Here is a 22,340-nt window from a genome sequence, read left to right on the forward strand (position 1 = left end):
AAGGACCGCCCACAAGGGGCCGTCCGGCCGGGTACACCGGCGGTGCGCAGCCCTATGCTTAGGCCATGCCAGACCACAGACCTACGCCGATGCAGCCGATCCTCACACTCACCGTAAATCCCGCGCTGGACATCAGTACTGCCACGGAGCATGTCATCAGCGGCCACAAGATGCGGTGCGGCGCCAGCCGCCTGGACCCGGGCGGCGGCGGGGTCAATGTCTCGCGGGTGGTGCAGCGCCTGGGCGGCCGCACCCTGGCCATCTACACCGCCGGCGGACCCACCGGAGAGGCATACCGCAGGCTGATCGAGGCCGAACGCGTTCCCACCCTCGCCGTGCCGATCCACGGCAATACCCGGGAGGACTTCACGGTCGATGAGACCACCACCGGCAAGCAGTTCCGTTTTGTCCTCCAGGGCCCCGAATTGACTGAGGCCGAATGGCGTTTGTGCCTGGCACTGGTGGCGGATTCACTGCCCGCCGGCGGCTATATCGTGGCCAGCGGCAGCCTCCCGCCGGGGGTTCCGGACGACTTCTACGCCCGCGTGGCACGGCTGGCGAAGCTGCATGGTGCGCGCTGCATCGTCGACGCGTCCGGTCCGGCGCTGGCCGAAGCCCTCGCCGAGGGGGTATTCCTGGTGAAGCCAAGCCGCCGTGAACTGGGGTTGCACTTTGGCACAACTCTGGAGGGCGAAGAGAGCGAAGTCGAGGCTGCCGCGGCGTTGGTTGCTGACGGCGCCGCGGAACACGTCGCCTTGACGCTTGGCGGCGAAGGAGCCGTACTCGCCTCGGAGTCCGGGATCCTTCGGCTGGCCGTACCGCGGGTGCACGTTCGCAGCACCGTCGGAGCCGGGGACAGCTTCCTCGCCGCTTTTGTGCTCCGGCTGGCCCAGGGCCGCACCCTGGCGGAGTCGCTCCGGGCCGCGGTGGCTGCCGGGAGCGCTACGGTGACCACACCGGCCACCGAACTTTGCCGCCGCGATGAGGTCGAACGCCTGGAGGCCGAACTCAACATCCGGGCCGCCGCCGACGGGATCCCCGCAGAGTGAAGCTGCGACCGGCTCCCCTGGCGCTCGGGATGCTGTTTGCTGCGGGAACGGCCGGCTGCTCGGGCTCCGCGCCAACGCCCTGCCCTGCCCTTGCGTGGTTCAACTCCCTGAGTGTGACCCTGGACGGCAATTCTCAATTGGTGAGCCTGGTCGAGTTCTGCGCGGAGGACGTCTGTTCGGTGCGCTACGCCGCAGGCGGCGGCGTCCTGGCCCGGCGCGAAGTACAGCTGGACTGGACCAGGGTGGGCGGCAGCGAAGCATGCGGCGGTCCGGCAACAGCCGGCCCCGTCAGGCTCACCATCTAAGCACGCTGCGGCCCGTGCCGGTTCTTCCCGGGGAGGGGAGGGAGCCGCTTGGCCAGCCAGCTCAGGGTCAACAGCTCAAAGTCACTCCAGCTGCCTTTCCGGGGCGGACACCGCCGTGTCCTGAAGCTCGTCCGGAGCCACACCAGGACCGCGCGGTCATCCGGCCGGGCGCACGCAGCCTACCGGGCAGCCGGCACAACAGTCTGCTGTTCGGGACAGGAGGCGAGGATCCGTTTTATGGCCTCCTTCTCCGCCGGGGTGACCCACAACAGGTAGGCAGCCTTGACCGATATTTGCCGGGCCACGTAGTGGCAACGCAAGGCCTTGTTCGGTGGAAGCCAGGTCGCGGCGTCGGATGCACTCTTGTCCTGGTTCGCAGCCCCGTCGACGGCGATCAGGTTCAGCGGATCGTTTGCCAGATGCTCCCGCTGCCCGGCGCTCAACTGCTGGGCACCCTTCTGCCAGGCGTCGCCCAGGGCCACAACATGGTCGATCTGTACGTCTTTGCTGCTCCCGCTTCCCCGCCGGAACCTGATCTGCTGGCCGGTGTATGGTTCCCGGAGCGTTCCGGCGGCCACCTGGCAGGTGGATCCCCCGGTGAACTCGAGGTCCGAAAGGTCGCGGCGAAGGATGTCGTTTCGGGTATCGCAACCGTTCAGGTCCACGTCGAGCCATGCCTGGCCGAATGCCCCGCGGTCATAGTCGGCCCGGGCTGCCCGGCCCTTGACCGCCAGCGTTTCGAGCAGCACAGCAGCGGAGCCAGCCGGAACGGGACGCACGGAAGCGACCGCATTCATCCAGCGCGCCGCCAGCACCGGCGCCTCGCCGGGCCCCCCTCCGGGGGGTTCCACAGCCGCGAACTGCCCGGCGGTGAAAAACCAGCCGAGCCCCGCTGCTACGGCGAGGGCCACTGCGGCAAGCAGGGCCCACGCCTGGCGGGACCGCCGTCGTGACTGCCGGAATTCCGGCCATGTCCGGGTCACACCCGCACCAGGGCACACTGCCGGGTGCCGGTCCGTTCCGGGGCGGGACGACTTCCTTCCACCCCTGAAGGCTAAATCCGGTCTCCGCCGCCGCCGCAGTTTTCCACAGTGTGGAGGACAGGTGCCCGGCTAGTTCTCCTTCGTCACCCGCACAAGGTCCTCGTTGGCGAGGGACATCAGGGATTCGAGTTGCTGGACCCGCGCCTCGTCTACCTCCCCGGCCGCATACTTGGTGCGTGCATCGTCGAGGAGCCGCTTGGCTTCCTTAACGTTCCGGTGCGCGACGTCCAACGCGTGTTCAAGAGTGGTTTCGTGGTCTACTGCCGGGTTTTGTTCCATTGAACCATTGTGGTGCGCATTCCAGGTCGATTCCAGCGGACCGGCCGGGAATGCGCCACAGAGTTCAGAAATGTCCGGTCAGGCGGTGACCTCAACGCGAAGACCGGCTGCCTGCAGGGTGGCAGCCGCGTCCTTGGCGGGGAACGACGGCGGGTTCACGCCGGCCATTTCCTCCATAACGCGGACCACCTGGCAGCTGTAGCCGAACTCGTTGTCGTACCAGACGTAGAGGATAACGTTCTTGTCGTTGGTGATGGTGGCAAGGCCGTCGATTATTCCTGCCCGGCGTGAGCCGACGAAGTCGGTGGAGACAACCTCCGGCGAATCGATGTAGTCGAGCTGCTTGCGCAGCTCCGAGTGCAGCGACATTTCCCGGAGGTAGTCGTTGACCTCATCCTTGGTGGTGCCGTTTTCCAGGCTCAGGTTCAGGATGGCCAGGGACACGTCCGGGGTGGGCACCCGGATGGAACTTCCCGTCAGCTTGCCGAGCAGCTCCGGGAGTGCCTTCGCCACTGCCGTGGCCGCCCCGGTCTCGGTGATCACCATATTCAGGGCGGCGGAGCGTCCGCGCCGGTCACCCTTGTGGAAGTTATCGATCAGGTTCTGGTCGTTGGTGAAGGAGTGGACGGTCTCCACATGGCCGTGAACGACGCCGTACCGGTCGTTGATCGCCTTCAGGACAGGAGTGATGGCATTCGTGGTGCAGGAAGCCGCGGAGACGATCCTGTCCGCATCGGTGATCGTTGCGTGGTTGATGCCGTGAACGATGTTCTTCAGCTCGCCCTTGCCCGGAGCAGTTAGCAGAACCCGGGATGCGCCCTTGCTCTTGAGGTGCTGGGAGAGTCCGTCGGCGTCGCGCCAGCGTCCCGTGTTGTCGACGACGAGTGCGTTGTGGATGCCGTAGGCGGTGTAGTCGATGGTGGCGGGGTTGTCCGAGTAGATGACCTGGATCTGAACGCCGTTCGCGGTGATGGTGTCGTTTTCGAGGTCCACCTTGATGGTGCCTTCGAAGGAACCGTGGACCGAGTCGCGGCGCAGCAGGCTGGCACGCTTGGCAAGGTCATTGTCCGAACCGCGGCGGACCACAATAGCGCGCAGCCGCAGCCCATGCCCGCCGCCGGCCTTTTCGATCAGGAGCCGGGCCAGGAGCCGGCCGATGCGGCCAAATCCGTAGAGGACGACGTCGGTGCTGGTGCGGTCGTCGGCGCCGCGCTTGCCCACAACATCGGCCAGCTCCGCACGGAGGAACTCGTCCAGGGTGGCACCCTTGCCCTCGACGCGGTACTTCTCGGTGAGGCGGGCGACGTCGATGGCTGCGGCGCCGAGGTCCAGCGTGGTCAGGGCGTCCAGCAGCGGGGCGGTCTCCTCAAGACGCAGTTCTTCCTTGCTCATCCGACGGGCGAAGCGGTGTGCCTTCAGGATGTTCATGGTGGACTTGTTGATCATGCTGCGGCCGTGGATGGACGTCACCACGTTGTTCTCGCGGTACAGCCGGCCGATCACCGGGATCATGGCCTCGGCGAGCGCCTCCCGGCCCATCCACGTATCAAGACAAGAATCTGACGTCTGGCTCACAGAAATACCTTCCTAAAATCCACCACATACGGCGCCGTATGCGGAAGTCGGCTGCCGGAGGGTGTCCGGAACCTGGGCTCCGGGGATTCGGTCCACCCCGGGCGCACGTGTCAAGCAAAACGAAAGCCGCCGGCTGCGAACGCAGACCCGACGGCAGAACATCTACGTTCGTCTTCCATTCTACCGGCGGCCCGGAAGGGACCGGTGCCCCGTTACGCGTGAAATGACTCACACGCGGCCCGGGTTAGCCCGTCGTGCCCACCGGCACACCCAACGCAGGACAGCTGCGACGCCGGGCTCTGGCGCCCTCCGGCCTAAGCAGCTGCCCGCTACCCTCTAGGATGTTCCTATGGGACTAATAATCACTCTACTTATCATCTGGCTCGTTTTGTCCGTCCTCGGCTTTGTCGTCAAGGGCCTTCTCTGGCTGGCCGTCGTTGGCCTGATCCTCTTTGTGGCAACCGGCGTCTGGGGCTGGGTGAAGCGGAAGGCCAAGGCCTAACACTGCCATTGGTCCATACCGGCGGTGGCCGGCACCTTTCGGTGCCGGCCACCGCTTTTTTGGTGCGCGGCGGGTGCGCGGCAGCGCGCACCGCAGCGCGCCGCGGGGTTTGTCGTTACGCGGCCTAACCGGTGGTGTGGGTGGATGGGTTGACCGATACGCCGGGTTCTGTGTTCCCGCGCCGTTGCCAGCACAGGAATAGCGGCCATCCATCTACGAACGCCGTTGCCGGCGCCCTCCAGCAGCCTACCCGGACACTCGGGCGGGCAGCCCTCAAACGTGTCCTGTCTGGCCTTGCTCCGGGTGGGGTTTACCTAGCCTTCCCGGTCACCCGGGAAGCTGGTGGTCTCTTACACCACCGTTTCACCCTTACCTGCCCTGCCGGCTGTGCAAGCACACCCGGCACGCAGGCGGTCTGTTCTCTGTGGCACTGGCCTGCGGGTTACCCCGAGTGGGCGTTACCCACCACCCTGCCCTGCGGAGCCCGGACGTTCCTCGAGCCACTTGCGTGACGCGCGGCCGCCTAGTCAACCCATCCGCCGTCTATTCTACGGTCACTGCGGGCCGGCCCGGCAACACCTCCGGCGCCGGGCCTATGATCGGGGAATGGACGCGTCAGAACTGAGCCGGCGCCGTTTGCTGGAGCTGGCGGGAATCGGAGTGGGTGCGTCCGCCCTGGCAGCCTGCGCTCCCGGAATCCCGTCCCCTGCCGCGCCACCGCCGGCGCCGCCTGCGGGTCCCGCGGGTGGGCAGGCGAACCCGACGGCGGGTTCGACCCGGACGCCTGCTGTCCCGTTGACCGTCCGGACCAGGACGGGATCATTTGTTTCGGTGTTCCGCCCCGGAATCAGCACCGGCTGGTCACTGGCCGCCCCCGAAGCCCCGCCCGGCGCGGCGCGGCCCGATCTGCCGCTGGCGGTATTCCTGCACGGTCTCGGCGGCAGCCACACGGTGCTGCTGGAGGAACTGGCCGCCCACGAGGCGCTTCGGCGGCACCTCGACGCCGGCGGTCTGCCCTTCGGGATAGCCGCCGTGGACGGCGGAAACAGCTGGTGGCACCCCCGCGCTGACGGCAGCGACACCCAGGCAATGCTGATCCAGGAGTTCATTCCGTTCCTCGGCGGCCAGGGGTACGACCTTGGCCGGATCGGCCTCTTTGGCCTCTCGATGGGCGGCTTCGGTTCGCTGCTGCTCGCCTCGCAGGGCCGCTTGCCCGGTGTACGGGCCGTCGCAGCCATGAGTCCGGCTCTCTGGGACCACTACGACCCGCGCACCGACAGCGCCTTCGACGGTCCGGACGACTTTGCGGCCCATAACGTGTTCGCGCTCCGCCCAAGACTCGCAGCGCTGCCCAAACGAATCGACTGCGGGACCGCGGACACCCTTGCCGGAACGGTTCGCCAGTACCGGGAGGGGCTCCCGGGCGCCGTCGAGGGCGGCTTCCAGCCCGGCGGCCACGACTCCGGCTATTGGCGCTCCATCCTCCCCGAGGTCTTGTCCTTCCTGGGCCGGAACCTGGCCTGAACTTCGGTCGGAAGCTGCCGGCGGCCGGCCCGCGCAGGACGCGCCGCTAAGCTTGGACGGTGCTGATTCTGCTGCCGCCCTCCGAAGGCAAGACTCCCGCCACGGCCGGCGACGCCGTCGACTGGGCCACCTTGAGCTTCCCCGAATTGAACAGCTACCGTGCCAAGGTGCTGGCGGGCCTTGGTACGGTCAGCGCCCACGAGGACGCCCTGGCGCTGTTGGGCGTTGGCGCCTCCCTCTGGGCCGACGTCGAGCGGAACACCAGGCTGCACGCCGAACCGGCAGCCCCGGCCCACCAGGTCTACTCAGGGGTGCTTTACGACGCCTTGGACTACAACAGCCTCACGCCTTCGCAGCGGAAAAGAGCGGACGCTTCCGTGCTGGTCATTTCGGCACTCTGGGGTGCCATCCACTTCGGGGACCGGGTGCCGGCGTATCGGTTGTCAATGGCCGCTGCGTTGCCCGACGTCGGACGCCTGGCATCTTTTTGGAAGCCGCACCTCAGCGCGGCGCTCGCGACCGTCACCGCTGGCGAACTGCTTGTGGACTGCCGTTCCAGCACGTACGCCGCCGCGTGGGCTCCGCCGCCGCCGCAGACCGTGGCCGTGAACGTGTTTACCGAGGCCAAAGGCGTCCGGAAGGTCGTCAGCCACTTCGCCAAGCACACCCGTGGCGAGCTCGCCCGGCACCTGCTGAGCCGGCGGGGTCCGGCACCGCAGACTCCCGCCCGGCTGCAGAAAGCCGCGGCCGAAAAGTGGACAGCGGAACTGGTCGAGGGCACGTCCCGGAAGCCGCACACCCTCAACCTGATCCTGCCCAACTAGCTCGCAGCAGGGGTCGTTTTGAGCGCTCAAAACGACCCCTGCTGCGAGTCAGTTTGTGGTTACACCCATTCGGACGAGCGGACCAGGATGCAGCCGGAATCCGGGCAGAACACCACTTCGTCCTCGGCCGCAGCCTTGATCTCGGCGAGGTCCCCCGGGCTCAGCTGCATACCCGAACCCTCGGACGTTCCGTGGAAGAGCCGGGCCGCGCCCACGCCGCGCTTCGCCAGGGTCTTTTCGTAGACCGCCAGGAGGCCGGCATCCAGGCCTTCGGCGAACTGGGCGCGATTGCCCCGCACCACAGTTGCCTCGGCTGCGATCTCCGCGAGCCGCTCGTCAAGTTCGGAGCGGATGGAACCGAACGAGCCCTGAATGTCGTCAACGATCTGCTGCTGGCCGGCCTGGCGCAGGCGGAGCGAGTCCAGCCGTTCCAGGACTTCCAGCTCAATGTCCTCAAGGTCGGAGCGGCGCTTGTTCAGTGACACGAGGTCACGCTGCAGCGCCACGAGGTCCTTCGACAGGCCGGTGCCGCTGTTGAGCCTGGCCTCGTCGCGTTCAATCCGGGAGGCGACCTGCTCCACGTCGGCTTCGGCCCGCTTGAGCTCGAGTTCGGCGTCGTGGACCGCCACCTTCGCGGCGCCAAGTTCCCCGCTGGCCACGCCGAGGGCAGCCTCAAGATCGGTGATCCGTGGGTCGCTTTCAAGGCTTCGGCGGCGGTTGGACAGGGATTTGAGCTTCGCATCAAGTCCCTGCAATTCGAGCAACTTCAACTGTTCCGCCGGTGCTGCCTTGGCCACTATTTACCTCCGCTAAATCCCTGCCGGCCGCAGCCGGGCGCCGTGTCGGCGCTCCCTAGACTCTAGCGCCTAGCGTACTCCCCGGCCTCGCTAGCTCACCCGGGGCACCTCGCACGCCAGGCTTAGCCCGGAGTCAGAATGAAGTCCCACGGGTCGCTGTTGGTGGTGCTGACCCGGATCTGCACGTTGTGGCCCTGGTCTCCCAGGACGTTGCCCAATGCCTCGGCGGCGGCAGGCAGCCACAGCCACTCGCTGGCGAAGTGCGAAACGTCGATGAGGTAGGGCCTGTTGTTGACGGCCTCCTCCCGGGCTTCCGACGCCGGATGGTGCCGCAGGTCGGCCGTCAGGTAAACATCGGCGTCGGCGGCCCGCACCGCGTCCAGGAGCGAATCTCCGGCCCCGCCGCAGACGGCGACGCGGCGCACCAGCCCGTCCCGGTCCCCGGACACCCGAACTCCCCCGGCGACGGCCGGGAGGATGCCGAACACGCGGGCGGCGAACTCGCCCAGGGTGAGTGGTTCGGCCAGGTCGCCGACCCGCCCGATCCCCTCTTCGGGCAGCCCGTTGGACGCCGGAGACAGCGGGGCAACGTTCTGCAGGCCCAACGCATCGGCCAGCACATCCGAGACGCCGCCGACGGCGGAATCGCCGTTGGTATGGACCGTCAGCAGGGCGGTCCCGGTTTCGATCAGGCGGTGCACGGCCCGGCCCTTGGCGGTGGTCGCGGCTACCGAGGTGACACCTTTGAGCAGCAACGGGTGGTGGGTGATGAGCAGCTCGGCGCCGAACTCGATCGCCTCCTCGATCACCTCAAGGGTGGGATCGACGGCGAAGAGGATCCTGCCCACCCCGGCGGCGGGGCGTCCGGCCACAAGCCCCACCTCATCCCAGTCCTCGGCCAGTGATTCGGGCCACAGCTCCTCGGCGGCCAGCAGGATCATGCCCAGGGTAGGCTGCCGCTCCGTTTCCCCGGATCCATGGCCGGCAGCGTCGGTCCCTTCGAGAGGGCCGGCTGAAACGTCGGTGTTTACAGGTTCCATACCCCCATTTTTACCCTATTGGGCGGCGGCCCCTGCAGGCGCCGGGAATCTTCGGGGCCCTTCAACCATTGAAGAGGACATGAGAACTTTTGTCCTCGGCGGAGGCTGCTTCTGGTGCCTCGACGCCGTCTACCAGAAAACCAAAGGTGTCAGCGCCGTCGTTTCGGGCTACTCCGGCGGCCATGACCGCAACCCCGACTACTACGCAGTCTGCTCCGGAACCACCGGCCACGCCGAGGTGGTGGCAGTGACGTTCGATGAGCAGATCGTCCCGGCGGAAATCATCCTGGACATGTTCTTCGCACTCCACGACCCCACAACCCTGAACCGTCAGGGCTACGACGTCGGCACTCAGTACCGCTCCTCAATGTTCTACGAAACGACTGAGGAAAAGATCCTCTTCGAGGAGGCGATCGAACGGAACCAGTCGCTGTGGGCGCATCCGATTGTCACGGAGGTCAGCCGGCTGCCGGTGTTCCACCGGGCGGAGGAAATTCACCAGGACTACTACGGCAAATTCCCGGAGCAAGGTTACTGCCAGGTGATCATCAATCCGAAGCTGGCCAAGGCCAGGAAATATTACTCTTCATGGCTTAATGCTTAGCTAGGGCCTGTGGGCCCTCGTTAGGCTGACCTCAGCATTCCCCCTCAACAGACAGGTGCAGACACCCATGGCACGGATCTATGACGATGTTACCCAGCTGGTCGGCGGCACTCCGCTGGTCCGGCTGAACCGGCTGACCGAAGGCCTTGACGCCACAGTGGCGGTCAAGCTGGAGTTCTACAATCCGGCCAACAGCGTCAAGGACCGGATCGGCGTTGCGATTGTCGATGCTGCGGAAAAGTCCGGCGCCCTCAAGCCCGGCGGCACCATCGTCGAAGGCACCTCAGGCAACACCGGCATCGCCCTCGCCATGGTCGGCGCTGCCCGCGGCTACAAGGTCATCCTGACCATGCCGGAAACCATGTCCACCGAGCGCCGCGTGATGCTCCGCGCCTACGGTGCCGAGATTGTGCTGACGCCCGGCTCCGAGGGCATGCGTGGCGCCGTCGAAAAGGCCCAGGAGATCGTCGCCAACACGGAGAATTCCATCTGGGCGCAGCAGTTCGCGAACGAGGCCAACCCCGAAGTCCACCGCCAGACGACAGCCGAGGAGATCTGGTCCGACACTGACGGCAAGGTGGACATTTTCGTCGCCGGCGTTGGCACCGGCGGAACCGTCACCGGCGTCGGACAGGTACTCAAGGAGCGCAAGCCCGACGTGCAGATCATCGCCGTCGAGCCGAAGGACTCAGCCATCCTCAATGGTGCCGCACCGGGACCGCATAAGATCCAGGGCCTCGGCGCCAACTTTGTGCCCGAAATCCTGGATACAAACGTCTACGACGAGGTTATGGACGCCACCCTTGAGGACTCGGTCCGCGTGGCCCGGGACCTCGGCGTCAGGGAAGGCATCCTCGGCGGAATCTCCTCCGGCGCGATCGTTTGGGCGGCCCTGGAGCTCGCCAAACGGCCGGAGAACGCCGGTAAGCTGATTGTTGCTATCGTCTGCGACTTCGGTGAGCGTTACATTTCCACGGTGCTGTACGACGACATCCGCGGCTGAGTCCGGCCACTGTCCACGATTTTTGTAGAAAGGTCTTTGTGAGCTTTTTCGCAAGGCTGAAGGAAGACCTCGACGCCGCCAGGTCCCACGACCCGGCGGCTCGAGGTTCCTTTGAGAACTTCTTTGCCTACTCCGGCCTGCACGCGATCTGGGCGCACCGCCTGACGCACCGGATGTGGCAGGACCCGGCGCTGCGCTTCCCGGCGCGGCTGATCTCCCAGCTGGCGAGGTTCTGCACCGGCATCGAGATCCACCCCGGCGCAACCATCGGCCGTCGCTTTTTCATCGACCACGGTATGGGTGTGGTCATTGGCGAGACCGCCGAAATCGGTGAGGACGTGATGCTGTACCACGGGGTGACCCTCGGCGGCCGGTCGCTGGCCAAGGTCAAACGCCATCCCACCATCGAGGACCGGGTCGTGGTCGGCGCCGGCGCCAAAATACTTGGCCCCATCACCATCGGCCGGGACAGCGCCGTGGGTGCCAACGCCGTGGTGGTCAAGGACGCCCCGGCAGAGTCGATCCTCACGGGAGTGCCTGCCACCTGGCGGCACCGGGACGCGCAGCGGGAGACCAAACCGGGCGTCGACCCGGCGGAATACCTGATCGAATACCGGATCTAGGCGGTACTCACCGATTCCCGGGCCGGCCAGCTGGCCTGCGTTACGCGGGAAACCGTTTGTAGATGTTCCAGATGACAACGTCGAAGGCCCGGTCCGGCAACAACCGTCGCAGCATCAGGATGGCCCGGGCACCCTTGCCTACCGGGTAGCGGGTCCTGGGCCTTGGTGACGTCGCGGCGTGGACGATTGCGTCGGCAATGACGGTCGCGGCGGTGGACATGGCGGAGCCCTCGGTCGATGCCAGCGCAGCCGCGACGACTTTCGCCTGGTCCATGTAGGGTCCGCGGCCGGAGGTGGCCAGCAGGCTGTCACCGGAAATGGCGCCCCATTCCGACTGCGTTCCCGCCGGCTCGATGATGGAGACGTTGATGCCGTGGGGTTTGAGTTCAACCCGCAGTGAATCGCTCAGGCCCTCGACGGCGAACTTCGTGGCGTGGTACCAGGCTCCCAGCGGCTCATACATTTTTCCGCCGATCGAGGACACGTTGATGATCCGCCCCCGCCCGGCGGCCCGCATTCCAGGGAGCACCAGCTGGGTCATCCGGGCCAGCCCGAAGAGGTTGACGTCAAATTGCCGCCGCCCCTCTGCCAGCTCCACTTCCTCGAGTGAACCAAAGGAGCCGTAGCCGGCGTTGTTCACCAGGACATCAACCCGGCCGTGCACCGCGATCACCTGTTCGATGGCCGCCGTCATGGAGTCCTCGTTGGTGACGTCAAGCGCAACAACGCTCACACCGTGGGCTTTGAGGGGCGCCATCTTCTCCACCCGGCGGGCCCCGGCATACACGGTAAAACCGCGGGCAGCGAGTTTCCATGCCGTCTCATAGCCGATTCCGGCGGAGGCTCCGGTGACGAATGCTACGGGCTGGCTCATCTGCTGCACTCCTGGGACGGGTACTGGGGACCACGGCTGGCGGCCGGGTATCCGGGGAAAACCGAACGGCCGGTGCTCCCAGAGTAGCGGGAAGCACCGGCCGTCGGTCAGAGGCGGAAGCTAGTGGGTATCCACTGCCTCAATTTCAGCCTTGTCCTCGCCCCAGAGGGTGTGGAAGGTACCCTCGGTGTCGACGCGGCCGTAGGTGTGCGCACCGAAGAGGTCGCGCTGGCCCTGGATCAGGGCGGCCGGCAGGCGCTTGCGCCGCAGGCCGTCGTAGTAGGCCAGCGAGGAGGAGAACACCGGCACGGGGATGCCGAGCTGGACGGCGGTGGCGACGACCCGGCGCCAGGCCGGGAGGACGTCGGCGATCGCCGTGGTGAAGGCCGGGGCGAACAGCAGGTTGGCCGGCTTCTCGTTCGCGGCGTAGGCCTTTGTGATCTCCTTGAGCAGTTCGGCACGGATGATGCAGCCGCCGCGCCAGAGGGAGGCGATCTCGTCCAGTTTCAGGTCCCAGCCATATTCCGTGGCAGCGGAGGTGAGCATGTCCAGCCCCTGCGCGTAGGAGACCAGCTTGGAGGCGTACAGCGCCTGGCGGACATCCTCGACAAAGCTCTCCGGGACCTCGACGCCGGCTTCGCCGCCGGCCAGCAGCTCCTGGGCCAGCTTCCGCTGTTCCGTCTGTGAGGACAGTGCCCGGGCGAAGACCGATTCGGCGATGCCCGAGACCGGGGAGCCCAGTTCAAGGGCGGAGATGACGGTCCAGCGGCCGGTGCCCTTCTGGCCCGCGGCGTCCACCACAACATCCACAAACGGCTTGCCGGTCTTAGCGTCCACATGGCCAAGGACCTCGGCGGAGATCTCGATCAGGAAGGAGGCGAGGTCGCCCTTGTTCCACTCTGCGAAGATCTTGGCCTGCTCGGCCGGTTCGATGCCGGCGCCGGAGCGCAGCAGGTCAAAGGCCTCGCCGATCACCTGCATGTCGGCGTATTCGATGCCGTTGTGGACCATCTTGACGAAGTGGCCGGCGCCGTCGGTGCCGATCCAGGCGCAGCACGGCTTGCCGTCGACGTGAGCGGCGATCTTTTCCAGCAGCGGGCCGAGGGCGTCGTAGGACTCCTTGGAACCACCAGGCATGATCGAGGGGCCGTTGAGGGCCCCCTCTTCGCCGCCGGAGACACCGATGCCAACGAAGTGCAGGTCCTTCTTGGCGAGCGCTGCTTCGCGGCGGCGGGTGTCCTCGTAGTGGGAGTTGCCGGCATCGATGATGATGTCGCCGGCTTCCAGCAGCGGTTCGAGCTGTTCGATCACGGAGTCGACCGGCTTGCCGGCCTTGACCATGATCAGCACGCGGCGTGGCTTCTCCAGCGAGTCGACGAGCTCCTGCAGGGTCTCGGTGCGGATGAAGTCGCCGTCCTGGCCGTGCTTCTCGAGCAGGGCGTCTGTCTTCTCGACCGACCGGTTGTGCAGGGCCACCGTGAAGCCGTTCCGGGCCAGGTTACGGGCCAGGTTGGCCCCCATCACCGCAAGGCCTGTGACACCGATGTGTGCTGACATCAAAACTCCCATTCATTTCTGTGCAACGAGTGCACTTCGTCCCGCGCGGAGGGCGGAAACTTTCTTCTGAGGATCAGTGGTTGTCAATAAACCATATGTATTTCAGGGGGCTGCTGGAAAGCAGAGCCCACGTGGCTGAATATGGCGCGTCACAAACAGTCTATGATTCCCGCGGCCGCTCCGCCGGTCCACGCCGTAACGACGGTTCGTTCAGCTTCCGCCGCACTATGCTTACGACTATGTCAACCAGCCTCCACCACCGCGCGATTGAGCACCTCGGCAGCCGGATTGTCGCGGGACAGCTCCCGGCCGGTCACATTATGCTGGCCGAACACCTCGAAGGTGAACTCAGCGTGTCCCGTTCGGTGGTCCGCGAAGCAGTGCGTGTGCTGCAGTCCCTCGGCCTGGTGGAAACAACCAAAAGGGTGGGGATCCGGGTCCTCCCATTCAGCCGCTGGAATCCGTTCGATCCGCAGGTGATCCGCTGGCGCCTTGCCGGCGAGGGCCGTGGAGCGCAGCTGCGCTCCCTCGCAGAGCTGCGCACCGCCGTCGAACCCGTTGCCGCCGAGCTGGCCGCCACCAACGCCCCGGAGTCGATCCGGCGGGAGATCGTGGAAGTTTCCCACGCCATGCGCGACGCCGGCCGCGCCGGGGACGTGCCACGGTTCCTTGAGCTCGATATCCACTTCCATTCCCTGCTGCTAACGGGCTCCGGAAACGAGATGTTTGCGAACATGGTGGGCCAGGTGGCGGAGACCTTGACCGGACGCACGGTGCACGGCTTGATGCCGGACCACCCAAGCAACTCGGCGCTGCAGTGGCATGTGGACGTTGCCGAAGCCATTGCCGCCGGGAACCCGGCGGCGGCCCGTGAGGCTTCTGACCGGATTATGCGAGAGACCATTTCGGAGATGGAACCAGGGTGGAAGAATCAGCCCCGGATGTTCGTACCCCTGAAGCGGCCTTAGCCACAAATTGCAGGACGTGGGGTTCCACGCCGGCGGGGACCCCACCCCGGCCGGGGTTCTAAGTCAACAGGATGGTCCCATGACCGAAGTTGAGACCGTTGTTGCCATCGCCGTTCCCCTGGAAGCAGAACCTGTGGAACGGATCCGCGCCGTCGACGCGTCCGTGGCCGTGCTGTATGAGCCCGGATTGCTGCCAGCAACCCTCATCTGCAGTGGATCCAGGCCTTGGCGGCCGGTGCCGGCTGCGCGGTCAAGGCTTCGGGGCTGGACAAGGAGTCCCTCAGGAAACTGAGAATCACCACCTCGGCGGGCGTGCACGCGTTGCCCTTGGCGGAGTTCTCCGCGCCGGGTATCCTCAACGGCTTCAAAGGCACCGAGGACCTCGCCCGGGACCAGGCGGATAAATTCTGGCCGGAGGTCCGCACCCCCACCCGGCTGGTCAGTGGCTCATATCTTGTCATCACCGGTCTCGGTGAGATCGGGCTGGAGACGGCCCGGATCGCGCGTGCGCTGGCATGAGCGTGAGCGGCACCAAACGTACCGTGGAGGCGCTCGACAGAATCGCGGAGGTAACTGACAACGAGGGCCTTGCCGGGCTGCTGCCGGCCGCCGACGCCATCGTCAACACGCTGCCGGGTACTGCCAGCACCGAGAAGCTGTTCGACCGGAAGATTTTCAGCGCCAAGAAGCCGGGCACCGTGTTCATCAACGTGGGCCGCGGCAGCGTGGTGGACGAGGACGCCCTGCTGGAGGCACTCGACTCCGGTCAGGTGTCCTATGCGTGCCTGGAAGTGTTTGCGGTGGAACCGCTCCCGGTGGACAGCCCGCTGTGGGACCACCCCAACGTGCTGGTCTCCCCGCACAGCTCTGCCCTCAGCGCTGCAGAAAACCAGCTCACTACGGACCGCTTCTGCGCCAATCTGCGGATCTTCCTCGACGGCGGCGACCTCCCCCACCTGGTGGATCCCGTCCACTTTTACTAGGCGCTGCGGGTACTAAGCGGGCCGACGCCGGGAGGGCCCGTCCCAGCGGCCTGCTCGGCAACGTCTCGTCCCACGTGCTGCCATGAATTAGACCATCGAATAGGCATTTTCGCTGGGCGGCATGGCCATCCAGGTGTTTTATATTTCCCACTTTTCACGGTATATTCATTACAAGCCTTCCACCGCGGCATCCCCCAATAGTCGCGGTGGAAGGCTTTTCCATTGCCCGGCTCCTATGCCCGCCTTTACAGGTTTGGCCCCGCTGCAGCGCAGTCAGCCGGCGGCCCCGACGCCGTGTCTAGGCCACGTCCGCAGTGGCCTCCCGGAGCCGCCAGCCGCCGCCCAGGCCATCCCGGATTATTTCCATGGTGGTAAGCGCGGAGCCTGCGTTCCGGCCAAGGCGCACCTGGACCTGCCACACCTCGACATCGACCCGGCTCAGTCCTTTGGGCATCCGCCGCTCCGCCTCCCACCAACTCACCCGCTCGAACCAGCGGACCGGCTCGGCGCCAACAATCCATTCGCGGCCGCCTCGCAGCACTGTTTTGGGCCGGCCGTTCGGACCCGATTTCACCATCACGTGTTCCATGCATGTCACGATAGGGCGGGGCTGCGACAATTTTCCGTGCGCATCTCCTGGCCGGGATGCAAGCAGTCTGACGGGCCGGGATCAACCGACCACCGAGTAAGCGGAATACCTGAAGTAGTGGTTACGCCGTGGTTCACGGCGGGGATCCACGTGGGGCGGCGGAATGAACCATGGGATGCCGCCGCTGACCTGGATGGTCCATTTCTCCTTGTGCACCAGGTGGTGGTGATGTGAACAGAGAAGGGTGCCATTTTCTGTGCCTGATGTCCCGCCCCGCGACCAATAGGTGATGTGGTGGGCTTCGCACCATGACGCCGGAATGGTGCAACCCGGAAAGGCGCACCCCAGGTCCCGTGCGGTGATGGCTTTGCGGACGTGGGGCGGAAAGACCCGCGAGGCCCTGCCGACGTCCAATATCCTGCCTTCTCCCCCCAGCACCACCGGGATGATGTCGGCGTCGCAGGCGATCTTCCGAACGGTCGATGCGGTGACCGGCCCGGTGAGCAGGAAGCTTCCCCCGGTACTGGCGGTGCGGCCTTCCAGGTCGTCGAGCAGGTCCCGGTAGGCGATGGTGACCATCACCTGCGGCCGGAGTCCACCTGCGGAAGGCAGCGTTCCGGACGCCAGGGCCACTGAACAGGCGCCCACGAGGCCGTCGAGATGCTTTTGCGGCCGGGATCGGCGGTCCAGGCCGTTCACTGCCGCCTCCTGGCCGGTTCCGCCGAGCGGGCCGGACTGGGTGCGTGGATTCGTGGCGGTGTTCATGACCGTCAGCAACTGCTCGAACTGCTCTGCGGTGGCGAAGATCTCGACATGCTGCAACCCAAAACGCGGTCGGCGCACGAAGGCTCCCTGAACCTGCCGCAACACTTCCTCGGCAGGCTCCGCGCCGTCCTGATCCAGGGCGTCGGTCCATCGGCGGGCTACCCGGACTAGAAAGTCGGGGTCATGCTCGATCGCCGTCAGGGTCAGGGCGTGTTCCATTCGCTGCGTGGCTTCAGCGGTGCAACGGTGACGGACCCGATCCAATGCGCTGGTGATGAGACTTGCCGAATGCGAGGCCACGGAGCCGGCCGCCACGGCCGCGCTCAGTTCCCCGTGACGGGGTGGCACCGGCTGACCGGTGATGCCGGTCTGCGGCAGGATGCTCGCGCTCAGGCACAATCGGCGTCGGACTTCCGCGGCGCTGACTCTCAAGCTGGCCCGCAGAAACTCGGTGGAATTGCGGTAGCCATCGTCCGCCGGTTGCGCCGCCGGGCCGCGGGCGGCTTCTTCTGCAGACCATCCAGTGGCCCACGAGGTCACCGCCGAACCCCCTGCAGCTGCTTCCTTTCGGGCGCGGTCCACGGCGCCTGCCGCGAGGACCTGAAAGTAATCCATCACCCGGGAGATATCCTCAACGCGGCGTGCAAAGTCAGCAGCCCCGGCGAAACCCAGCAACGCGGCGTCTCCCGCCGCCGTCGAACTCATCGAGCGGAGGAGCCTCAGAACATGGTCCAGGTCCGGCGCGGTCTGCTGGCCGGCGGTCTCGACAGTTTCCCGGAAGGGAAGGAAATCCTCGGTGGTCTCCATAAACTCGATGCTGCCACCGGGGTGTGACAAAAAGGGGCCGGCGCCGAACGCCGATCACTCAGTCCAGATGGCTGACCCCTGCGCCGGAACGATCGTGGGCTAAGGGATGTTTGCAATCTCTCACGGGTGGTGGCGACGCCCACAGCTGGAGAGGGCTTTACATCCCTGTGCGCCGCGACACCTCGTCTGCGACGGTCAGGAGGGCCGTTTCGAACGCTGCCAATTCCTTATCGGAGAGGCCCGTGGTGGATGAAGCGATCATCGTATTGAACTGGGCGTGAATGTCCGCCACCACCGAGTGTCCGCTATCGGTCAGCTCCAGGCACAAGCTGCGGCGGTCGTTGGGATGGGCAAGCCGTTCAAGCCACCCCAGATTTACCAGCCGGGTTGAGATCGCCGTAATGGCGCCGGTGGTCAGTTCCATGTGTTCCGCAAGCTGCTTCGGTGTCACGCTGGCCTGCTCAGCAATCCAGAACAGAGCCCGCAGTTCACTGGGCGACAGGCCGTGGTCGGTGGCGATTTTCTCGCGGTTACGCTCCAGTGCTCGGACGAATCTGACGGCTGCATAGGGAAAGCCCGCGAGGGCGTACGTCGTGCGCGGTGTCTCCCGTCCCATCGCCCCTCCTGATCGAGGACTGTATGCCTCGGTTGTCCTGCCTGGTTTCTTGGTGGAAAAAAATCTAGATAAGTGACCTAGTAACTTACTGACTAAGACAACTATAATTCATAGTACGGCCGGGTTTTCGAAAACCGCGCTCGGACACCACACAACGATGGAGGATCCGTGATTACTGACTCTCTAACAAAGGGCCAATACGATACCGTCTACAACTTCCTGTCTCTGGTCATCGCGTCGCAGCTATTCACGGCACTATTTCTGCTGATCGCGTTGCCGCGGATCCTGCCGCGTTACCGGCAAGCGATAACGGTGGCCATCATCGTCTGCGGCATCGCTGCTTACCACTATTTTAGGATCTTTGACTCCTTCCGGGCGTCGTTCGTGACTGAGGCAGTGGGCGGCGAGGGAGACTATACGCAGGCCGTTGGCCAGTCGTTCAACGAGGGATATCGTTACGTCGATTGGCTGCTGACGGTGCCGCTGCTGCTGTTTGAACTCATTGCCGTGCTCGCGCTCGCGCGATCAGCTCAAAAACGGCTCATCCGGCAACTCATCCCGGCTGCCGCGCTCATGATCATTCTCGGCTACCCGGGCGAAATCAGCGGCGACAACGGAATTCGCGGACTCTTCGGTCTGCTCTCGACCATCCCGTTCGTCTACATCCTGTACGTCCTGTTCGTGCAACTCACCAAGTCCTTGGGCAATCAGCCCGTCGCGGTGCGGGGCACCCTCAGCCGGCTGCGCTTCCTCCTCCTTGCGAGCTGGCTTGTCTACCCGATCGCGTATCTGCTCCCAGTGCTGAACATTGCGGGCTCGGATGCCTGGGTGTTCAAACAGGTTGGCTACTCGGTCGCTGACATTGCGGCTAAGTCAGTCTACGGGCTCATTATCTTCTATGTCGCTCGGGTGAAGTCCTACGAAGACGACCCGGAGTTTGCCAGGATCGAAATGTCGAAGGACGATGCCGTGGCAGTCCGCAGGTAGCCTTCCTCGGTCGCTCCGGCCAGCCGCTCCCGAGAACGCCGCGGCCAACCCGGAGGAACACGGCAAAAACCCCGCCAGGCGGCCGGACGGCTCGCTACTGACGGGGTTTTACTTGTGGGTCCTACCGGGATCGAACCGATGACATCCACGGTGTAAACGTGGCGCTCTACCAGCTGAGCTAAAGACCCAAACCGCTGATTCGGCGCTTGGGCGCTTGAACCAACGAACAGTTACTGTACCGGATGAACCCGGCGGAGCGCCAATCGGACCCCGAACGGTTCAGATCGGCGGCAGTTCGGACGCGAGCCAGCTAAGTGCTTCACTGACTCCGGCATCGAGCTTGATGGCGGCGAGTTCATCCCCTCGGGTCTGGCCCCGGTTGATGATCACAACGGGCTTGCCGTGCTTGGCGGCATGCCGGGCAAACCGCAACCCGCTCATCACAGTCAGCGAAGAACCGGCCACCAGGAGCGCCGCAGCCTCGTCCACGATGGAATAAGAACGTTCCACCCTGTCCTTGGGAACGTTCTCGCCGAAGTAGACGAAATCCGGCTTAAGCAGGCCGCCGCAGGCCGGGCAGTTGGCCACCACAAAAGTCCGGATCAGGGCGGCATCCTCGACTGTGGCATCGGCGTCGGGAGCCATTTCCACCGCCCCGGCGGCCAGCGCCCGGTCCAGGAAGCCGGGATTCAGTTCGGTCAGCACTCCCGCCAAGAGTGTCCTGCTGTAACGCCTGTGGCACGAAAGACAGGCGACCTGGTCAAATCGTCCGTGCAGGTCAACCACGTTGATGCTCCCGGCGGCCTCGTGGAGCCGGTCCACGTTCTGGGTGATGAGCCCGGTCAGCAGCCCCCGGCGTTCCAGGCGGGCGACGGCGGCGTGGCCTTCATTGGGGTCGGCGCGGCGCAGGTGGGACCAGCCGATGTGGTTGCGCGCCCAATAGCGGCGCCTGTTGTCCGCTTCGCCGATAAATTCCTGGTACGTCATGGGCGCCCGTGGAGCGGCTCCCGGCCCGCGGTAATCCGGGATGCCCGAATCCGTGCTCAGCCCGGCGCCCGTCAGCAGGGCGAAGCGCTCCCCCGCAAGGACGCCGCGGATCTCCTGCAGGACCCCGAGTTCGTCCGATGCCGGCTCGGCGGCCGGGACCGGGACCGGGGGAAGACTGGCAAATCCAGTCATGCCGATTCCGGGCCGCCGCGTCCGCACCGTCTCAGATCCCGACGAGTCCCGCCAGGGCGGCGCGGTAGTCAGCGAAGTCCCGGGCCCGGCCGCGGGGATTCACCACCACGTAGCGCACGATTCCGCTCGCGTCGAGGATGAAGGTTCCGCGTTTCGCCATGCCGCTGCCGGCATCAAAGACGCCGAACTGCGCGGCGACGGCACCATGCGGCCAGAAATCCGCCAGCAGGTCGAAGCCGTAACCTTCGCTTTCGGCGTAGGCCCGGAGCGCGAACTTGCTGTCCACGGAGATCCCCAACACGGCCGCATCGGCATCCGCGAACAGCGCCAGGTTGTCCCTGATTTCGCACAGTTCCCCAGTGCAGATGCCGGAGAAGGCGAAGGGGAAGAACACCAGAACAACGTTGCGGCCGCGAAACTCCGAGAGCCGCACAGGTTCGCCGAATTGGTTCAGCAGTTCGAAGTCCGGGGCTTCCTCGCCGACAGCGGGAACGCTGCGGGACTCATACGCAAGGTCCCCGGCGCTGGCCGCGACGCCGGTTTGGGTCACTTGTTCTTCCGTGTGACCAGACGGGTGGCGCTCCAGTCCTTGGAGACGCCCGCGGAGGTGGTGTAGTGCAGCCCGGCGGTGGGCGCAGCATCCTGGATGTCGGCCGGCGAAACGTAGCCAACGCGCCCGGACTTCGGCGTCAACACCCAGACAACGCCGCCCTCGGTCAGCGTGGTCCTCGAGCCGACGAGGGTGTCAACGAGGTCGCCGTCACCGGATCGCCACCAGAGAATGACTGAGTCAACGACTTCGTGATCATCCTCATCAAAGAGTTCCGAGCCGGTGAGATCTTCGATGTCGTCGCGCAGATCGAAGTCGACATCATCGTCATAGCCGAATTCCTGAATCAGGTCCCCGGTTTTGAATCCCAGTTTTTCCGCCACATTTACCGAAGTGGCGGCGTCGGCCTCGCTCACGTGTTGCTCCTATGTTTGGTGTTTTCAATAGCTCTAGTGATTTCCATTACTCCAAGCCAACACCCTTTGCGCCTGCGCTTCAAGCTGTTGGCCCCGCGATCCGCCATATTCTGCGTCACACAGGGCGATCCTAGCGCCGCGGTGCGGCACATCGTCACACAACCAGTATGCCGGTCAAATACGAACCGGCGCCCACCCGGCGGCTACGCATCCCCCAGCTGTCGGAGCTAGAGTGGCTGATGACGACTACGCCTGTGAGGGCGGACGCCCCGCTGACCAAGGCGGGGAGAGTTGTGATTGGACCGTGTCCGGCGCACATGACCGGGCAGATGTAACCGATACGTCGCACACGTCGCGTTCACGCCAGGCAGTTACCCTGCCGCAGCTGAGGGCGCCGATGAATGCGCTCAAAGAGAGGTTGGACGTGGCTGCAGGAGAAGAGACCTCCCATATCCTTAGCGGGTTGACTAACCAGCTGCCTGATCGTGATCCGGAAGAGACCGCCGAATGGCTGGAGTCCCTGGATGACTTGATTCAGGAACAGGGCACCGAGCGTGCCCAGTACATAATGCGCAGCCTGCTTCAGCGGGCCGGCGCGCAAAGCGTGGGTGTTCCGATGGTCACCACCACCGACTACGTCAACACCATCCCGGTGGACCAGGAAGCAGAGTTCCCCGGCGACGAGGAAATCGAGCGGAAGTACCGGGCGTGGCTGCGGTGGAATGCGGCGATTATGGTGCACCGGGCGCAGCGCGCCGATATCGGCGTCGGCGGACACATCTCCACCTACGCCGGAGCCGCGACCCTCTACGAGGTCGGGTTCAACCATTTCTTCCGCGGTAAGGATCATCCCGGCGGCGGTGACCAGGTCTTTTTCCAGG

The 22,340-nt window shown here is 65.3% G+C and carries 25 protein-coding genes, 1 tRNA gene, 1 other RNA gene and 1 pseudogene; 13 read left to right on the top strand and 15 right to left on the bottom strand.

Annotation, left to right across the window (positions count from 1 at the left end; translation table 11 throughout):
- Positions 1-65 precede the first annotated feature (65 nt).
- Positions 66-1,049: a 1-phosphofructokinase family hexose kinase gene (locus QK287_RS12660; RefSeq protein WP_282360293.1), complete on the top strand. Its 984-nt coding sequence runs from the start codon at positions 66-68 to the stop codon at positions 1,047-1,049.
- The gene (locus tag QK287_RS12665) at positions 1,046-1,354 is read left to right on the top strand and encodes a hypothetical protein (protein ID WP_282360294.1); all 309 of its coding nucleotides are present in this window, start codon (positions 1,046-1,048) and stop codon (positions 1,352-1,354) included. Before QK287_RS12660 ends, QK287_RS12665 begins: the two co-directional genes overlap by 4 nt.
- 179 nt (positions 1,355-1,533) lie before the next feature.
- Here QK287_RS12665 and QK287_RS12670 read toward each other — a convergent pair whose 3' ends face one another.
- From QK287_RS12670 to QK287_RS12680, 3 genes are all read right to left on the bottom strand, one after another.
- Complete coding sequence (locus QK287_RS12670) at positions 1,534-2,337, bottom strand: HNH endonuclease family protein (protein WP_226774943.1); 804 nt, start codon at positions 2,335-2,337, stop codon at positions 1,534-1,536.
- A gap of 129 nt (positions 2,338-2,466) precedes the next feature.
- Positions 2,467-2,676, bottom strand: a complete 210-nt coding sequence (locus tag QK287_RS12675) for a TolC family protein (protein WP_226774944.1) — start codon at positions 2,674-2,676, stop codon at positions 2,467-2,469.
- A 78-nt stretch (positions 2,677-2,754) separates the two neighbouring features.
- Positions 2,755-4,251: a glyceraldehyde-3-phosphate dehydrogenase gene (locus QK287_RS12680; RefSeq protein ID WP_282360295.1), complete on the bottom strand. Its 1,497-nt coding sequence runs from the start codon at positions 4,249-4,251 to the stop codon at positions 2,755-2,757.
- A gap of 349 nt (positions 4,252-4,600) precedes the next feature.
- On the opposite strand from QK287_RS12680, the gene QK287_RS12685 reads away from it, so the two are divergent.
- The gene (locus tag QK287_RS12685) at positions 4,601-4,753 is read left to right on the top strand and encodes a hypothetical protein (RefSeq protein WP_226774946.1); all 153 of its coding nucleotides are present in this window, start codon (positions 4,601-4,603) and stop codon (positions 4,751-4,753) included.
- A 141-nt stretch (positions 4,754-4,894) separates the two neighbouring features.
- Here QK287_RS12685 and rnpB read toward each other — a convergent pair.
- An RNA gene (rnpB, locus tag QK287_RS12690) (RNase P RNA component class A) lies at positions 4,895-5,288 on the bottom strand.
- Positions 5,289-5,359: 71 nt separating this feature from the next.
- Between rnpB and QK287_RS12695 the strand changes: the two genes are divergently transcribed.
- On the top strand, positions 5,360-6,277 hold the full coding sequence (locus tag QK287_RS12695; RefSeq protein ID WP_282360296.1) for an alpha/beta hydrolase-fold protein: 918 nt from the start codon (positions 5,360-5,362) through the stop codon (positions 6,275-6,277).
- 59 nt (positions 6,278-6,336) lie between these two features.
- Entirely contained in the window at positions 6,337-7,101 is a 765-nt protein-coding gene (locus QK287_RS12700; RefSeq protein WP_226774948.1) for a peroxide stress protein YaaA, read from the top strand.
- Positions 7,102-7,160: 59 nt separating this feature from the next.
- Here QK287_RS12700 and QK287_RS12705 read toward each other — a convergent pair whose 3' ends face one another.
- Together QK287_RS12705 and QK287_RS12710 are read right to left on the bottom strand one after the other, a co-directional pair.
- Complete coding sequence (locus tag QK287_RS12705; protein WP_226774949.1) at positions 7,161-7,898, bottom strand: C4-type zinc ribbon domain-containing protein; 738 nt, start codon at positions 7,896-7,898, stop codon at positions 7,161-7,163.
- A gap of 122 nt (positions 7,899-8,020) precedes the next feature.
- Positions 8,021-8,839: a Nif3-like dinuclear metal center hexameric protein gene (locus QK287_RS12710; protein ID WP_226774968.1), complete on the bottom strand. Its 819-nt coding sequence runs from the start codon at positions 8,837-8,839 to the stop codon at positions 8,021-8,023.
- Positions 8,840-9,017: 178 nt separating this feature from the next.
- On the opposite strand from QK287_RS12710, the gene msrA reads away from it, so the two are divergent.
- The 3 genes from msrA (at position 9,018) to epsC (ending at position 11,168) form a co-directional block, all read left to right on the top strand.
- Positions 9,018-9,542, top strand: a complete 525-nt coding sequence (gene msrA / locus QK287_RS12715) for a peptide-methionine (S)-S-oxide reductase MsrA (protein WP_226774950.1) — start codon at positions 9,018-9,020, stop codon at positions 9,540-9,542.
- A gap of 67 nt (positions 9,543-9,609) precedes the next feature.
- Positions 9,610-10,545, top strand: coding sequence for a cysteine synthase A (cysK, locus tag QK287_RS12720; protein WP_226774951.1), 936 nt, complete (start codon positions 9,610-9,612; stop codon positions 10,543-10,545).
- A 38-nt stretch (positions 10,546-10,583) separates the two neighbouring features.
- A complete protein-coding gene (gene epsC, locus QK287_RS12725; RefSeq protein WP_226774952.1) occupies positions 10,584-11,168 on the top strand; it encodes a serine O-acetyltransferase EpsC in 585 nt (194 codons plus the stop codon).
- Positions 11,169-11,208: 40 nt separating this feature from the next.
- Here epsC and QK287_RS12730 read toward each other — a convergent pair whose 3' ends face one another.
- Both QK287_RS12730 and gndA read right to left on the bottom strand, forming a co-directional pair.
- Positions 11,209-12,042 carry an oxidoreductase gene (locus tag QK287_RS12730; protein ID WP_282360297.1) on the bottom strand — a complete coding sequence of 278 codons (834 nt, stop codon included), beginning with the start codon at positions 12,040-12,042 and terminating at the stop codon, positions 11,209-11,211.
- 120 nt (positions 12,043-12,162) lie between these two features.
- Positions 12,163-13,599 (bottom strand): NADP-dependent phosphogluconate dehydrogenase, encoded by a 1,437-nt coding sequence (gene gndA, locus QK287_RS12735; RefSeq protein ID WP_226774954.1) that lies wholly within the window; start codon positions 13,597-13,599, stop codon positions 12,163-12,165.
- A 239-nt stretch (positions 13,600-13,838) separates the two neighbouring features.
- On the opposite strand from gndA, the gene QK287_RS12740 reads away from it, so the two are divergent.
- The 3 genes from QK287_RS12740 to QK287_RS12750 all read left to right on the top strand — a co-directional run bounded on the left by QK287_RS12740 (position 13,839) and on the right by QK287_RS12750 (position 15,550).
- Entirely contained in the window at positions 13,839-14,567 is a 729-nt protein-coding gene (locus QK287_RS12740; protein ID WP_226774955.1) for an FCD domain-containing protein, read from the top strand.
- A gap of 225 nt (positions 14,568-14,792) precedes the next feature.
- Complete coding sequence (locus tag QK287_RS12745) at positions 14,793-15,086, top strand: hypothetical protein (protein WP_282360298.1); 294 nt, start codon at positions 14,793-14,795, stop codon at positions 15,084-15,086.
- Between the two features lie 2 nt (positions 15,087-15,088).
- Positions 15,089-15,550 (top strand): NAD(P)-dependent oxidoreductase, encoded by a 462-nt coding sequence (locus QK287_RS12750; protein WP_282360299.1) that lies wholly within the window; start codon positions 15,089-15,091, stop codon positions 15,548-15,550.
- Between the two features lie 298 nt (positions 15,551-15,848).
- On the opposite strand, the gene QK287_RS12755 is transcribed toward QK287_RS12750, so the two are convergent.
- The 3 genes from QK287_RS12755 to QK287_RS12765 form a co-directional block, all read right to left on the bottom strand.
- Positions 15,849-16,139 (bottom strand): hypothetical protein, encoded by a 291-nt coding sequence (locus tag QK287_RS12755; protein WP_226774957.1) that lies wholly within the window; start codon positions 16,137-16,139, stop codon positions 15,849-15,851.
- A gap of 81 nt (positions 16,140-16,220) precedes the next feature.
- Positions 16,221-17,711, bottom strand: a complete 1,491-nt coding sequence (locus QK287_RS12760; protein ID WP_282360300.1) for an HNH endonuclease signature motif containing protein — start codon at positions 17,709-17,711, stop codon at positions 16,221-16,223.
- A gap of 157 nt (positions 17,712-17,868) precedes the next feature.
- Positions 17,869-18,327, bottom strand: coding sequence for a MarR family transcriptional regulator (locus QK287_RS12765; RefSeq protein ID WP_226774958.1), 459 nt, complete (start codon positions 18,325-18,327; stop codon positions 17,869-17,871).
- Between the two features lie 168 nt (positions 18,328-18,495).
- Between QK287_RS12765 and QK287_RS12770 the strand changes: the two genes are divergently transcribed.
- A complete protein-coding gene (locus QK287_RS12770; protein ID WP_226774959.1) occupies positions 18,496-19,314 on the top strand; it encodes a bacteriorhodopsin-like in 819 nt (272 codons plus the stop codon).
- A 115-nt stretch (positions 19,315-19,429) separates the two neighbouring features.
- Here QK287_RS12770 and QK287_RS12775 read toward each other — a convergent pair.
- The 4 genes from QK287_RS12775 to QK287_RS12790 form a co-directional block, all read right to left on the bottom strand.
- Positions 19,430-19,502: transfer RNA gene (locus QK287_RS12775), tRNA-Val, on the bottom strand.
- 91 nt (positions 19,503-19,593) lie between these two features.
- Positions 19,594-20,520, bottom strand: coding sequence for an NAD-dependent protein deacetylase (locus QK287_RS12780; RefSeq protein ID WP_282360301.1), 927 nt, complete (start codon positions 20,518-20,520; stop codon positions 19,594-19,596).
- A gap of 4 nt (positions 20,521-20,524) precedes the next feature.
- Entirely contained in the window at positions 20,525-21,043 is a 519-nt protein-coding gene (locus QK287_RS12785) for a peroxiredoxin (protein ID WP_282360302.1), read from the bottom strand.
- Positions 21,040-21,459 carry a DUF3052 domain-containing protein gene (locus QK287_RS12790; protein ID WP_226774962.1) on the bottom strand — a complete coding sequence of 140 codons (420 nt, stop codon included), beginning with the start codon at positions 21,457-21,459 and terminating at the stop codon, positions 21,040-21,042. Before QK287_RS12790 ends, QK287_RS12785 begins: the two co-directional genes overlap by 4 nt.
- Positions 21,460-21,856: 397 nt before the next feature.
- Between QK287_RS12790 and QK287_RS12795 the strand changes: the two are divergent.
- Positions 21,857-22,340, top strand: a pseudogene (locus tag QK287_RS12795) (pyruvate dehydrogenase (acetyl-transferring), homodimeric type); the annotation flags it as partial.

This window comes from Arthrobacter sp. AL05 (assembly GCF_029960715.1).
Classification (GTDB): domain Bacteria; phylum Actinomycetota; class Actinomycetes; order Actinomycetales; family Micrococcaceae; genus Arthrobacter.